The sequence below is a fragment of the Flavobacterium faecale genome, assembly GCF_003076455.1.
GTDB lineage: Bacteria > Bacteroidota > Bacteroidia > Flavobacteriales > Flavobacteriaceae > Flavobacterium > Flavobacterium faecale.
The window spans coordinates 2,434,591-2,449,639 of sequence record NZ_CP020918.1 but is presented as its reverse complement, the minus strand read 5'-3'; the positions used below and the strand labels follow the sequence as shown (position 1 = coordinate 2,449,639).

At 34.6% G+C, this 15,049-nt stretch carries 13 protein-coding genes; 9 read left to right on the top strand and 4 right to left on the bottom strand.

The window, feature by feature from the left end:
- Positions 1–132 precede the first annotated feature (132 nt).
- Positions 133–2,985: a carbamoyl-phosphate synthase large subunit gene (carB, locus tag FFWV33_RS10535; RefSeq protein ID WP_108740867.1), complete on the bottom strand. Its 2,853-nt coding sequence runs from the start codon at positions 2,983–2,985 to the stop codon at positions 133–135.
- A 142-nt stretch (positions 2,986–3,127) separates the two neighbouring features.
- Positions 3,128–3,289, bottom strand: coding sequence for a 50S ribosomal protein L34 (gene rpmH / locus FFWV33_RS10530; RefSeq protein WP_026706823.1), 162 nt, complete (start codon positions 3,287–3,289; stop codon positions 3,128–3,130).
- Between the two features lie 303 nt (positions 3,290–3,592).
- On the opposite strand from rpmH, the gene FFWV33_RS10525 reads away from it, so the two are divergent.
- From FFWV33_RS10525 to FFWV33_RS10515, 3 genes are all read left to right on the top strand, one after another.
- The gene (locus tag FFWV33_RS10525) at positions 3,593–4,108 is read left to right on the top strand and encodes a hypothetical protein (RefSeq protein WP_108740866.1); all 516 of its coding nucleotides are present in this window, start codon (positions 3,593–3,595) and stop codon (positions 4,106–4,108) included.
- 431 nt (positions 4,109–4,539) lie between these two features.
- Positions 4,540–5,769, top strand: coding sequence for an IS4 family transposase (locus FFWV33_RS10520; RefSeq protein ID WP_108740865.1), 1,230 nt, complete (start codon positions 4,540–4,542; stop codon positions 5,767–5,769).
- A gap of 134 nt (positions 5,770–5,903) precedes the next feature.
- Complete coding sequence (locus FFWV33_RS10515; protein WP_108740864.1) at positions 5,904–6,890, top strand: hypothetical protein; 987 nt, start codon at positions 5,904–5,906, stop codon at positions 6,888–6,890.
- A 187-nt stretch (positions 6,891–7,077) separates the two neighbouring features.
- Here FFWV33_RS10515 and FFWV33_RS10510 read toward each other — a convergent pair whose 3' ends face one another.
- Complete coding sequence (locus FFWV33_RS10510; protein WP_108739654.1) at positions 7,078–8,040, bottom strand: IS30 family transposase; 963 nt, start codon at positions 8,038–8,040, stop codon at positions 7,078–7,080.
- A 556-nt stretch (positions 8,041–8,596) separates the two neighbouring features.
- On the opposite strand from FFWV33_RS10510, the gene FFWV33_RS10505 reads away from it, so the two are divergent.
- The 3 genes from FFWV33_RS10505 (at position 8,597) to FFWV33_RS10495 (ending at position 11,967) form a co-directional block, all read left to right on the top strand.
- A complete protein-coding gene (locus FFWV33_RS10505) occupies positions 8,597–10,075 on the top strand; it encodes an arylsulfatase B (RefSeq protein WP_108740863.1) in 1,479 nt (492 codons plus the stop codon).
- A 681-nt stretch (positions 10,076–10,756) separates the two neighbouring features.
- On the top strand, positions 10,757–11,038 hold the full coding sequence (locus FFWV33_RS10500; protein WP_159086007.1) for a hypothetical protein: 282 nt from the start codon (positions 10,757–10,759) through the stop codon (positions 11,036–11,038).
- Positions 11,039–11,376: 338 nt separating this feature from the next.
- Positions 11,377–11,967 (top strand): DUF3267 domain-containing protein, encoded by a 591-nt coding sequence (locus FFWV33_RS10495; protein WP_108740861.1) that lies wholly within the window; start codon positions 11,377–11,379, stop codon positions 11,965–11,967.
- 445 nt (positions 11,968–12,412) lie between these two features.
- On the opposite strand, the gene FFWV33_RS10490 is transcribed toward FFWV33_RS10495, so the two are convergent.
- Positions 12,413–13,045, bottom strand: a complete 633-nt coding sequence (locus tag FFWV33_RS10490) for an SDR family oxidoreductase (protein ID WP_108740860.1) — start codon at positions 13,043–13,045, stop codon at positions 12,413–12,415.
- A 305-nt stretch (positions 13,046–13,350) separates the two neighbouring features.
- On the opposite strand from FFWV33_RS10490, the gene FFWV33_RS10485 reads away from it, so the two are divergent.
- Genes FFWV33_RS10485 through FFWV33_RS10475 form a run of 3 tightly spaced genes read left to right on the top strand, consistent with a single transcriptional unit; the run spans position 13,351 to position 14,782 of the window.
- The gene (locus tag FFWV33_RS10485) at positions 13,351–13,698 is read left to right on the top strand and encodes a type II toxin-antitoxin system RelE/ParE family toxin (RefSeq protein WP_108740859.1); all 348 of its coding nucleotides are present in this window, start codon (positions 13,351–13,353) and stop codon (positions 13,696–13,698) included.
- Entirely contained in the window at positions 13,682–13,987 is a 306-nt protein-coding gene (locus tag FFWV33_RS10480) for a helix-turn-helix domain-containing protein (RefSeq protein WP_108740858.1), read from the top strand. Before FFWV33_RS10485 ends, FFWV33_RS10480 begins: the two co-directional genes overlap by 17 nt.
- 57 nt (positions 13,988–14,044) lie before the next feature.
- Entirely contained in the window at positions 14,045–14,782 is a 738-nt protein-coding gene (locus FFWV33_RS10475) for a hypothetical protein (protein WP_108740857.1), read from the top strand.
- The last annotated feature ends 267 nt before the right edge of the window (positions 14,783–15,049 follow it).

Sequence of the window (15,049 nt, the reverse complement as noted above, 5' to 3'; positions counted from 1 at the left end):
CAAGATTGGAGCGGAAAGCGGGAACAATGTCTCCTAAAAAAGCCAAATCATTCGCTCCTAATCTTTAAAATAAGCACAAAAAAATAGGCTGTCCTTGTGAGACAGCCTATTTTGGTATAATATGATTTGAGATTATTTACTCAAGTACATTTTTCTTCTAGAGTACAATTCGTAGAACTGGTCGTCTTTTAGGTCATCAATAAACAAGATGCTTTCTCCTGTTGATTTCATCTCTGGTCCTAGTGCTTTGTTTACATTCGGGAACTTGCTGAAAGAGAAAACCGGTTGCTTGATTGCGAATCCTTTTAATTGTGGGTTGAAAGTAAAATCGGTTACTTTATTGTGACCCAACATTACTTTGGTAGCGTAGTTCACATAAGGCTCACCGTACGCTTTTGCAATAAACGGAACCGTACGAGATGCTCTTGGGTTGGCTTCGATGATGTAAACTGTTTCATCTTTTATTGCAAACTGAATGTTGATTAAACCAACAGTCTTTAATCCCAAAGCGATTTTCTTAGTATGGTCTTTAATTTGTTGCATTACAAACTCTCCTAGATTAAAAGGAGGCAAAGTAGCGTTACTGTCTCCAGAGTGCACTCCACAAGGCTCGATATGCTCCATGATTCCGATGATGTATACGTTTTCACCGTCGCAAATTGCATCTGCTTCTGCTTCGATCGCACCATCAAGATAATGGTCTAACAGTAATTTATTTCCAGGAATCGTTTTAAGCAAGTTCACAACGTGCTCTTCCAATTCTTGTTTGTTGATTACAATTTTCATTCCTTGACCACCCAAAACATAAGAAGGACGAATCAATAATGGAAAGTCTAAAGTATCTGCCAAAGCCGAAGCTTCGTCAGCAGTTTCTGCGATTCCAAATTGTGGGAACGGAATGTCTAACTCGGTTAACAAGTCAGAGAAACGTCCTCTATCTTCGGCTAAATCCAAAGCATCAAAACTAGTTCCAATGATTTTTACGCCGTATTTAGATAGTTTTTCAGCCAATTTAAGAGCCGTTTGACCACCTAACTGCACGATTACACCTTCTGGTTTTTCGTGTTGGATGATGTCGTATATATGCTCCCAATAAACAGGTTCGAAATACAATTTGTCTGCTGTATCAAAATCAGTCGAAACCGTTTCTGGGTTACAGTTGATCATGATTGTTTCGTATCCACATTCTTTGGCAGCCAAAACTCCGTGTACACAAGAGTAATCAAATTCGATTCCTTGCCCAATTCTGTTTGGTCCAGAACCAAGTACTACGATTTTCTTTTTGTCTGTAACAATGCTTTCGTTGTCTACATAACGGGTACCATCTGCTTTTTCGATTTCTGCCTCAAAAGTAGAATAGTAATATGGTGTTTTAGCTTCAAACTCTGCAGCACAAGTATCTACCAATTTAAACACACGGTTGATGTTCTTGTCCATACGCAAAGTGTGTACTTCGCTTTCTAGACATTTCATCATGTGCGCGATTTGTCTGTCGGCAAAACCTTTTTGTTTCGCTTCCAACAACAATTCTTTTGGCAAATTGGCTACAGTATATTTAGAAATTTCTTTTTCTAATGTATAAAGTTCTTCGTATTGTTTCAAGAACCACATGTCGATTTTGGTGATCTCGTGAATACGGCTCAACGGAATTCCCATTGCAATTGCATCATAAATTACAAATACACGATCCCAACTTGCATTGGTTAATTTCTCGATTACTTGCTCGTAGTTGGTATATCCTTTTCCGTCAGCACCCAAACCATTTCGTTTGATCTCTAAGGATTGCGTAGCTTTGTGTAAAGCTTCTTGGAACGAACGTCCAATTCCCATTACCTCTCCTACCGATTTCATTTGGATTCCCAAAGTTCTGTCTGAACCTTCGAATTTATCAAAGTTCCAACGTGGAATTTTTACAATCACATAATCCAAAGTCGGTTCGAACAAAGCCGAAGTCGATTTTGTAATTTGGTTTTGCAATTCGTCCAAGTTGTATCCTAATGCCAATTTGGTTGCGATTTTTGCAATCGGGTAACCAGTAGCTTTAGACGCCAATGCAGAAGAACGAGAGACACGAGGATTAATTTCAATCGCTACAATATCTTCTTTTTCGTCTGGTGACACAGCGAACTGTACATTACAACCTCCAGCAAAATTACCAATACTACGCATCATTAAGATCGCATAATCACGTAATTTTTGGAAAGTAGTATCAGACAATGTCATCGCAGGTGCAACCGTGATCGAATCTCCAGTATGAATCCCCATTGGGTCCATATTTTCGATCGAACAAATGATTACTACGTTGTCATTTTTATCTCTTAATAACTCTAATTCATATTCTTTCCATCCCATCAAAGCTTTGTCAATCAAGACTTCGTGAATTGGAGAAGCCTCCAAACCTTGTGTCAATAACTTATCAAAATCTTCTGGTTTGTATACCACAGCTCCACCTGTTCCTCCAAGTGTAAAAGAAGGACGAATTACCAATGGAAAACCATATTCCTGAGCAATTTCTTTACCTCTTAGGTACGAAGTACAAATTTCTGCCGGTGCAGTAGGAACACCAATTTTTTGAAGCAATTGTTTAAACTGCTCTCTGTCTTCAGTAATATTAATGGCGTTAACATCAACACCAATCATTTTAACACCAAAATCTTTCCAAATCCCTTTTTCATCAGCTTCCAAACATAAGTTTAGAGCCGTTTGTCCTCCCATTGTAGGCAAAACAGAATCAATTTGAGGATGTTCCTTAAGGATTTCAATGATTGATTTGGTAGTTAGAGGCTTCAAATAAATATGATCTGCCATAGAAGGGTCAGTCATAATCGTTGCAGGATTAGAGTTTATCAAGATAACTTCTATTCCTTCCTCACGAATAGATCGTGCAGATTGCGATCCTGCATAATCAAATTCACAAGCTTGACCAATTACAATTGGACCTGAACCTATTATTAAAACGGATTTAATTGATGTGTCTTTCGGCATTTTGATATAATTAAAGGTGTTTTTGATAAAATATTCTCGGTTAAAGCATTAAAAACTAAGAAGTTCTCAATGTTTTTACCGACTAGGTATAAAAAAAGGCGATACTAAAAAAAGTAACGCCTTACGTATGTTAATTAAAACATTATTTTTTGTGTCTTGGGTCACAAGAAACAGTCAATTTATGTCTTCCTTTAGCTCTTCTTCTAGCAAGAACTTTTCTTCCATTCGCAGAAGCCATTCTGTCCATAAATCCGTGCTTATTTCTTCTTTTTCTTTTCGATGGTTGAAACGTTCTTTTGCTCATTGCTTTGTATCTTTAAATCTTATTTATATGTCTTATTGTTCTTTTGAAACCGAGTGCAAATATACAAAGTCTTTTTTTTCTACCAAGCGCTTTTTTAAAAATATTTTAATAAAGTTGCAACCTTCCTATTTCAGCACCCAAATTACCCCCGAATTATCCTTAAATACGACCGCTTAATTGCCGTTATTTCATCTTAATCCACGCAAATGTACTGATTTTCAACAACTCTACACATTTGACTATTCTATTGCTACTATCCTATTGATTTTACTATCTTTGCGAACTTAAAAAACAAAAATACTTATGTTTCACAAAAATATCAAACTAATCATCGCTGGATTACTAGTAATCGCAAGCATTTGGCAATTTACAGAACACAATATAGGTAACGGAATCTTCTTGATTTTACTCACAGTCTTCCCTATTTTCTTTTACTTCAAGAACGAGTTCATCTTATTGGCTTTCCTTAAACTTAGAAAACAAGATTTTCCAGGCGCTACCAAAATGTTAGCCTTCATAAGAAATCCAGAAGCTGCCTTAGTACAAAAACAACAAGGATACTTTAATTACCTACACGGTATCATGTTGTCACAAACCAACTTGACACAAGCCGAAAAATATTTCAAAAAAGCAATCGAACTAGGATTATCAATGGATATGGACCTTGCAGTAGCAAAACTAAACCTTGCCGGTGTAGCCATGACCCGCAGACGTAAACTTGAAGCTACCAACCTATTGAACGAAGCCAAAAAGCTTGACAAACAAGGTATGCTAACCGATCAAATCAAAATGATGAAAGATCAAATGAAAAAAATGTAAGCACCATTCCTTATATACACCAAACCACTTAGCGCAATCTAAGTGGTTTTTTTATGGGTTTTGGGAGGTTTCATGATAAGTATTTGGGCGTGCCAACACCAAGCAAAGGGGCTTACTCTACTTATGCTAGATTAAGCCCCTTAGCTCAGTGCTGTCGGGCTATCCATTGCAAGTTCTCAACAAGTTTCGCTATCGCTACACTTGTTTGCGGGCTTTCCATTCCTATCCCTCACGCAAAACCACCCACAGTACACTTACATTTTAGTACAAGAAGTTTGCAACAAATAAAAACTCCTTTTGATCATTTGTAAGAAAAAAATAATAAATTTGGAAATAAATTAATATATACTGGCTCACTGCTATCCGAAAGTCATAAATTAAAAGAGCCTGAGAATCCCTTATTTTTGTTTTGCGAAAAATAAAATAATTTTATGGGACTCTTCAAGCGAAACAAAAATAACAATAAACCTTTACTGAGGCAAATTTTAGATCTAGTTCCACGTTGGATTTTAGAATCGTGTGTCAAAAAGCATCAAAGTGATAAAGGATGTAGTAAATACAAGACCTACGACCAATTCGTAGCTTTAACTTTCGGACAGCTCAATAAATGCTATACTTTAAGTGATATTTCTACTGGAATCGGGGTTTGTGAGAGTTTTATAACCGATTTGGGATTAAACCAATCTCCTGCTCGTTCCACAATGAGTGATGGCAATAAAAAACGAACTTGGAAAGTGTATGAGGCCTTGTATGTAAAGCTATTAAGTCACTATGATAAAGTTTTGAAAAACGACAATCATCGAACCATTATTCAAGAAATCAAAGACCATAGTATCAAATTGATAGACAGTACCACAATTAGTCTGTGTTTGTCGATGTTTGATTGGGCAAAGTTTCGGACAGCAAAAGGAGGTATTAAAATACATACCTGTTTTGATGATGCTTTGCAAATTCCTGATTTAATAAATATTACAGAGGCAAAAACACACGACAGTAAAGGCTTAGGACAAAATATCTTCCCAAAAAATACAATCATTGTTGAGGATAGAGCTTATTTTGATTTTGTTTTGATGCTCAACAGAATATTTGCCCAAAATATATTTGTAACAAGAATAAAAACTAATACCGACTACATAATAGTCAATGAATTAGAATTACCACTTGATAAAGATCAAGATATCTTAAAGGATGAGATTATAACTCTATCAGGAAAAAAGGCTGTTGAAACCACGATAAATGAGCATAATTTAAGGCTTGTAACAGTTTATAGAGAAGAAGATAACAAGGTAATCCATATTATAACCAATAATTTAGATTGGACAGCTAGAACAATAGCTGATTTGTATAAGAAGAGATGGGATATTGAATTATTTTTCAAAGCAATGAAGCAAAATCTACAAATAAAAACTTTTTTAGGAACTAGTGAAAATGCAGTTAAATCTCAAATATACGTAGCCTTAATCAGTTACTTGTTATTAGAACTCATAAACAGAACAATTGCCAAGAAAGTAAAAACATTTTCTAACTTTGTTGAAAAGATAAGGGTGTGTTTGGCTTTTTATTTAAGTTTAGAATATGTTTGCAATCAAGTAAATGAAGGGGCTAAAAAAGTGATAAACCAAAATAAAATAGTATTTAAACCTGACTTATTTTCTCAATAAATAAAAACAAATTCAATAAATACAATACTTAGCGAAGGTTTTGTGAGTTTTATTTAAAACTTTCGGATAGTAGTGATACTGGCTATATCACATATTTATATATTAATTACAATCAACCCTAAACAAACGACATAATGTCAGAAAGAGAACTTGAAAATCTATTTATTGAATTTTTGCTTAATAGAGGTTATTCTAGGGACAATTTGTTATCACAATTTGCCATTAGGATTGACCAGGAAAAAACACTATTTCGACCGGACCTACTTATCATTGATACAGTTAATAAGGAATACATTGGACTAATTGAATTTAAAAACAGAATTGACGAAAGAATTGAAGAAATAACTTTAGGTCAGTTTTACAAGTTGTTCAGCTATTTAGGAACAAAGAATATTCCAGCCTACCTTGTAATTCCTATTGATGAACAAGATTTCCAAATATTTGGATTGACAAAAGACAATTCATTTGAACCAATATCAAAAGATGACTTTCCTAATTTTAAAACTCTATCTGCCAAAAGAATAACTGAAGAAAAGATTAAACAAAGGGAATTATATAAAAAAAAGTGTGCTGAACTTGAAGACAAAAAAAGACGAAACAAACAAAGTTCATATCTTGCTTTATTGAGTTTAATTGTAGGAATTTCAGCTTCATTAATTGCTGTGTTTTTTCAGCAGAAAGGTTTCGACAAGCAATCAAAACAACCAGATTTATGCTGTGACAGTTTAGAAAATCAATTTAAAAACCTTCAAGACAAAGTTTTAGTCTTAGAAAGACAGCTGAATAATATTGCAAAATCAAATAACAAGACCGACACCATTTTTAGAAATTCAAACTTATCATTTTTAGAAAAAAGAGTTAAAATTATTGAAACAGGCATATCAGATAACCCTGAAAAGACCTTATCACTACTGCAAGTTAGACAGGAAATAGAGTTGCTAAAAAAGGCTGACGACTATTCCAAAGAACTTACCCAAAGCAAACTAGATGTTATACAAAAAGAAATGGAAGTTCAAAATACCTGGATGCTTGGGGTTCTTATCGCAATTTTCGGGACAATTTTAAGTTTGGTAATTCCTAATTTGTTGGCAAGACGAAATGGAAACCACACTAATACATAAAAAGGGTAGCTTGCAACAGCACCTACCCTCATTGCGCAGACTTACAGATAATATTAGCGCAACCCGATCGCGCAGACATACAGACAATAGTTAGCGAAGTCCCGACACTTCGAGATACCTTCGAACACAATTAAAATCCATAAACACTAAGTCAAATAAATGGTGGATTCAATTAACAAATGCAACCTTATGCACATTGTTTAAGTTTTTGCTCAAAAATTTCATTTGGACTTTTAAAACCAAATCTTTTTCTGGGTCTGTTATTTAATTTATTTGTTACTCTTAAAACCTCTTCTTCTGTTATTAAATCAAAGTTATATTTTTTTGGAAAATATTGTCTTACTAAACCATTTAAATTTTCATTAGCACCTCTTTCCCAACTACAATATGGGTTGGCAAAGAAGTATGAGATTTCTAATATTTCAGATACTTTTTTATGGTTAGCGAACTCTTTCCCATTATCAGATGTAATGGTGTGCAAAATGGGCTTCCAATCCATTAATAATTCAATTAATTTCTCCTGAATTTCTTGTGATTCCTTACTGTTTATTTTAGCCATTTTAAGCACACCTGATGCTCTGTCATTTATTGTTAACAAAGCTCCTTTGTGATTTTTACCTATTACCAAATCAATTTCTAAATCCCCAATTCTTTGCTTTTCTTCTACAACCAACGGCCTGTTTTCAATACCAACTCTATCTTTAATAATACCTCTTGAGCCTTTTAAAGCCCCTCTTTTAGCATATCGCTTTCCTTTTGTGCGTAGGTGCTTATAATGTTGTCCGCCTTTCTTTTTGTCGCTCCAAATGAATTGATAAATTGTTTCAATCGAAACACATTCAAAGTTTTTATCACTGCAATATCCTACTATTTGTTCAGGACTGAAATCTTCTTCTAAAAGATGAATAACACGTGCTTTTATCTGTTCAGTAAAGCGTATTTTCTTAGCTTTTTCATGCTGTCGAATACTGGCCTTACTTTGGGCTAATTTAGCTTTATAAACATTATTTCTTTGATCGGAATTTCTGGATAGCTCTCTTGAAATTACAGATTTATCTCTACCTATAAACCCTCCAATTTTACTCATTGAAAATCCTTGTGAACGAAGTGTAGCAATTTCGTATCTTTGTTCAATCGTTAAATGTGACATCTTTTTTTTGTGCTTAGTAACCCAAAAATAAGAGAAATTTTTTTCGTAGCCTACTGATAAGTCTTGAAGATCTAGATCTTCAAGACTTATCAGTAGGCTTTATTTAAACAAATAAGGAGTGTTGCATTTATCACTTGAATCTAAGAATCATTACAAAATCAAAGAATGGAATAATAAGGTATGATGTAGCATACGTGATTGCCACGCTACGCTGGCAATGACTTTGTCGAGTTTAATTGTGTAACTACAACTCCCCACGATTGTCATTGCGAGGAACGAAGCAATCACGTAATGAGAAGCAAGTAAACCCAGGACCATACAGTTTATCTATCTGGTGCTCGTTTGCAACGTGAACCTTCTTACTTTAAAAATGAAACGTCGCAATTGCAATGCGATTCAATGCACAACAACACATTTTTCCTTACATTAACGTAGCTCATTTTATAATAAAGTAAGTATCACTCTGATTTTACAATATTGCTAATTATCTTTGGATAATTATTTTTAAGCAAGAATCCAGATCGAAAATGGTGCCGTATTTTATTTAACAATTACAATGAATAAATTGATTATGAAAAAAAGAAATCTTTTACTAATAATTGCCATGACCATTTTTTCAGTGTCCTGCTCTCTACTAGCAAAGAAGGATACAGATCGGTCAACTACCAACACCGTCGCTCAAAAGGACTCTAAAAGTCAACCCAATGTGATTTTTATATTAGTTGATGATATGGGATTTGGTGACGTGGGCTACAACGGCAGCGAAATTGCTACGCCTAACTTAGATAAAATGGCACGCAAGGGCATGACACTAAATAGAAACTATGTTTATCCTATTTGCAGTCCTACTAGAGCCAGTCTTCTAACCGGACAAAATCCTCTGTATTATGGCATTGATGGTCCTATATCAGATGACAATGGCTTGCCAATTGACCTAAAAATAATGCCTGAATATTTTAAAGATTTGGGCTATCAAACCTTTATGGTTGGGAAATGGCACTTAGGTATTGGCAATACCGACTACTGGCCGATTTCTAGGGGTTTTGATTCACACTATGGTTTTTTAGGTGGTTCTATAGATTATTACACTCATGTTTATTCTGGCGGTCTTGATTGGCAAAGGGAAGGTGTATCCCTTAGAGAAGAAGGACATGCTACCGATCTATTCACAGCTGAAGCAAAAAAGATAATTAACGATCGTGATCCCAATAACCCTTTCTTTCTCTACTTAGCATATAATGCTCCTCATACACCTTTACAAACTACACCAAAAAACAGTGGCCTAAATAAAGATGTTACCCCTGGCAATAGATATGTTTATGCTGAGATGGTTACTCAAGTAGATGATGGCATTGGCCAAATAATTGAGGCGTTAGAGAATCAAGGTATTCTAGAAAACACCATTGTGGTTTTCTCTAGTGACAATGGAGGATTGTTATCTCTAGGTTCTAATAATGGTGAGTTACGAGGTGGCAAAGGCTCACCTTGGGAAGGTGGTATGCGAGTGCCAGGTCTTATTATGTGGTCAAATCACATCACTGCAGGTCAGGTACTAGATCAGCAAATCGCTATTCAGGATTGGTTACCAACTTTACTTGATGCTGTTGGAGGTGAATCATCACCTTTAGAGATCCAAAGTGGACAAACTATGTGGTCGGCAATAAACAGTGGTATCAAAATCGAACGAAACCCATTGATTATCGGTTCAGCTTCTGGTAAAGCGGTATTTGACTGGCCATGGAAACTTGTACGTGAGGGAGACGATGGTGAGCATCAACTATACAATGTTTTAGAAGATCCTTATGAAAAAGAAAATCTAGCACAAGTAAAGCCCGAAATTCTAACTCGCCTAGAGACCGTGCTTGCGGCTCTGCCCAATGTTCCAACCAGACGAACTGTTGATGAAAAAGCTTCATCTGCCAATGGTAGTATAAAAAAAACACACAAATCACAAGGGAGGAATATTGATTATGAAGCGCGCGAGAAAGAGACTCGTGAACCTTGGGCAGAGGCTGCTCTCAAAGGAAATAACTAAAATATTTTACCTAGTGCGCGAGAGTCGTAAGGATAAGATTTAAAATATAGTCTGCTCATTTTTTAAGTTGGATAGATTTTGAATAAAGTATTTTTCTAATTTGATGAAAATTTTGTAGCTTTCATTCCATGTATTTACATTTTAAGCAAGCAGATAATCAAAAATAGCCTATGCCTAACAGCAAAGATTTCGTTGGGCTTGAAAAGCCAACAAATAAACCGCGGTTGAACCCTTCGGCTATCGCTCAGGACATGCTCACCGCTCTACTTCCGCCACTATGGGGATCTCGATAAACAAGTTTAGGTAATTTAAGAGGACAAAGCGTCCTCTTTTTTTTTAAGCCATAAATAGGCTGGTTTCATTGTGTTTTCCTTCACATCAGCGCATACGTTGCCCGAAAAATCGGGACAGCCTCTTCGTTGCAATGACTTATTAAGACGCAATTTGTGTTGCTGGACTTACATGAGCTTCAATCTCTTATATGGTTTAAAAAGCTTTGTAGATCTAGCATACGTGATTGCCGCGCTACGCTCGCAAAGACTTTTGAAGATGCACTTTGTGTTCTTGTGCTTATAAAACTTCAATTTACCCCGCTGTTGCGAGCAAAACCGCAGGAAAAAGTACACTTTACACTCTGAGATAAATTGATTAAATTTGGGCACTCAACCAACAAATCAAACTATGCTCGATAAGGACTTCGTCACCTCTCAAATAAAAAAGAATATTAAACTTTTCAACCCATTAGATTTTTGTAATAATGGCGGTTGGCCTAATTTTGATGAACTAGAGATTGTTATCTTGAGTGATGTAGAAAACACAAATGGCAATCAGATAAAAGTATCGATACTTTACAGCTGTGACTATCCTGCTTCTTGTTCCTGTTTTGAAGGAAACTCAAAACCAGATTCATTACACAAAGAACTATTTATTGGCAATGACGGATCTTTTGAGGTCTTGAGTTAATTTCTACAATACTAATCTGAAAGCGTCATTACTAAACGAAGCACAACTACCTACCTTAGCAGATTTCAGAATCTAATTTTTGACAATCAAAATAAATTATAGCAACCTTGTTAACCATGTTGTACCGTTAATGATTTTGCAGTTGATTGATCTATAGCAAGTAAAAAAAAATATACTTGCGCTATCCTCAAAAGAAAATCAATTAGTATAATACTCGCTTATTTGCATCGGAATTTGTAAGTAAAATAACGTAATTTATAGAAAATCAAAGATAAACTTTGTTATATTTGTTCCTTTAGTAACTTATTTTATTAATCTATTCTCCAACACACATTCAAATGCAAAATTTAGATCATTACAAAAAAGATAAATTGACGATTAATATAGTGAAAGCAAATATTTATGGGATTTTCGGCGCGATTCCAATCGTGATTGTGTATTTGTTTCCGTTTTTACTACTCTGGAAAGACAAATTAAACCCGCATGCGTTTAGAACCTCAATTAAAGAAGCTGCTCTTTCTTATACTAGATTTGAAGTTCTTGCTATAATTATGTTGGTGATAACTTTGGGCATTGTTGTGCACGAACTGATTCATGGAATTACTTGGGCAAAATATACTAAAAAACGATTTAAATCAATCAAATTTGGATTCCTTTGGAAAATGCTAACACCCTATTGCCATTGCACCGAACCCTTACGAGTTAAAGAATATATTACGGGAGCCATAATGCCTGCCATCATACTAGGTTTTCTACCCGCTATTTATGCGATATTATTTGGAAATATTTTTGTTTTACTATTTGCCATTTTGTTCACAGTTGTTGCAATTGGAGACTTCATGATTATTAATCTCTTGCGTAAAGAAGACATGAATTCTTTGGTATTAGATCACCCATCTGAAGCGGGATGCTTCATTTATAGAAAATAACAAAACATTCTTCTAGTCTGAAGCCTTAAACAAAATATTACAAAATCGTAAAATCATTTGATCAAAATAGATATCAAACAAGCTATGATTCTTAGTCGTTTTATATGCTAATTAAATTTTAAACCGTATCAAAGCAATGTTTATTCGTTTGTATTGCTTTACTAAAAAGACCGAAAGAACGTTATTTTACTAGCGCCCTTTCGGTTTTTTTGGTAAATTTTATAATCACTATCAATGTAAAGTAAGTATCTGCACTCTACCTCTGCGACGTTTGGAACTAAAAGTTGGTTGGAACTGCCAATAAATCAAAATAGCGTTCCGTAGATGAGCAATATAACCATTACAGTTGCTAACCTAGGGAACGCTAAATGGGTGTCAATTTAACTATTTCGGCCCAAATTATCAATTGACGACAAACAAAAGCTGTCGCTTCGCCTTTATAATACTAGTTCATTTGAGCTAGTGCTTCTGTGATATTTTTTTCTCCTTTGATGATTTCAAATGTGGCATTTGTAGCTGTTTTATCTGCTAAACTTTGTACTAACGTTTGCGCCACATCAGCACGACTGATTTCTCCTCTTTTGTTTAATTTTAGGGCTAATTCAATTGTTGCTAGCTGATCGTCATTGGTCAACGTTCCAGGTCTAACAATGCTATATTCTAGTCCACTTGATTTCAAATATTCGTCGGCGTTGTGTTTGGCCTTTAAATAATCGACCAATTGTGTTGCTTCCTCAGGTTTGTCAGCACCCATAGAGCTAAGCATTACAAATTTTTTGACATTCGCTTTCTTAGAAGCATCTATCATTTTCTTTGCTCCTTCTTGGTCTACACCAACCACATTTTTACCGCCTGAACCGGCAGCAAAAATTACGCGATCAATTTTAGTGTTGAAGACGGAGTCAACATTATCCGTAAGATCGCCTAAAACGGTCTCTATATTTTGATCTTTAAAATAGGTTTGTTGCTCCTCTTTTCTCACCATTGCAATTGGGTTAAAATTGTCTGATGTATGTAAAAGGGCTATGATTTTTTTTCCGGTGGTGCCGTTTGCACCTGCTACTAATATATTTTCCATATCCTAAAATTACAAAAAATACTATGAGCAGTAATCACCAAAATTTGGGTTTAACGCTATTTTAATACCCGTTAACACTTATTTAGAGAGATATTTTTACTTTAGGTTTGAAATGTTAATTTGAACAAAATAACGCTAGTCCTTTTTATATTACACTACCTATTATTACTATTTAAATTTGAAAATGGCCACCTTAATGTTCTTATGAAAAATTAAAATACCATGTACTTTCCTAATTACAAACAAATTACACAATTTACTTTGACAAAAGTTTCACTTAAGGACAACTTTTGTATATTTGTAAAATGAGTAGCAAACCCAAGATACGTACAATTCTATTTTACAAGGATTACTTTGAAGACTTCTTTGTAAAGCAACGTACCAAAGTTAAAGACAAAATTATCTGGACATTAGAACTAATTGAAGAGTTAGAAAGAGTTCCAGAAAATTATCTTAAACATATTGAAAACACTAATGGGCTTTATGAAATTAGAGTGAAGCAAGGAAGTGATATTTTTAGAATATTTTGTTTTTTTGATCAAGGGAAATTAATAATCTTAGCTAACGGATTTCTGAAGAAAACACAAAAGACTCCTAAAAAAGAAATTGAGAAAGCAATTAAAATAAAACAGGACTATGAAAGCGAAAAATAGTAATACAAGAACATTAGACCAATTCAAGGACAAACATTATGGTGAAGTTGGTAGCCCGAAACGAGACGAACTTGATGCTAATTATGAAAATTTTAAAATTGGAGCAATGATTCAAGAAGCAAGACTCGAAAGAGGTTTAACCCAGGAACAACTCGCCGAAAAAACAGGAACTACCAAATCTTATATTTCAAAAATCGAAAATAATATTAAAGAAGCTCGATTCTCAACTTTGCAAAAAATTGTTGAACTTGGTTTAGGCGGGCATTTGGAACTCTCTATTAAGTTATAAAAACATTTACTTTTGTTTCTGGTTTCTTGCAAGCGATTGAATTATAAAACTGAATATATGGGTTGGAATACGTCTTTAATTATTATTGAAAATAGAGAACACTTTTCTGATGAAGTTGAACTTTTAAAAATTTTAGGTTTTAAAAATTTTGAATATAAAGAGGATACATCTTTTGATGCCATATTGAATCCAAAAGAGAATCAAATTGGAATTGGATACTACAACGGTAACATTATACTTTGTGACGGATATATTTTGACCAGTAAGTCACTTGAAGGAAGTGAAAATTTAAACTTGGTAGAATATGAAAAAAGTTTAGTTAAAATATTTCCTGACTCAGAAATAGTAACCGTTAGCTGTGCAAGTTCAGTAAATTTTCACGGGTATTCGTTAATCCAAAAAGGAGAAAGGAAACGCTTGAAATATGTTGATTCTGAAATAAAACAAGAATGGGGAAACCGCTTTGAAGAGGAAGTTGAAATTTACAAGGACTCCCATATTGAAAACGAACAACTATTGTGGAAATACGATGATGACATTGAGGAGTCATTCACAGAAGATCAGTTAATGGAAGATTTTACCTTTAAAATTGCGAAACGTAGACTTGGAGTACAAATTGACAATGACGAGGGAGACGATTTATTTAAAAACACTCCTTTTAGAGTTTATCAATTGCAGCATTTAAATAAGAATCAAGACACTAAATCGTCTACGTTTGAATGGAAAAGATATTTATTACTTGCGCTACTAATGATTATTGTGAAAATTATTTTTAAGTTTATTTATAAAAATTAAAAATACTAAATCACAACGGAACAAAGACAACTATTTCCCTTTCCTTAAAATAGTAACTTGGCAGGAGTAACTTGATGAACATGTTCTCTATTTAATTACAAGTGAAACAACTTTACAAAAGGTAATTTCCTAAATATACACTATTTTCACTCTATGCGCACGAGGGATAGCAACGGCATCCTTTTGTAAAGCGGTAGCGGCACAAAAGATATAGTGAATAGCCCGGACCCGCTTTTTCTGCGGGGCGTGCCCAAATAAAAAACCACC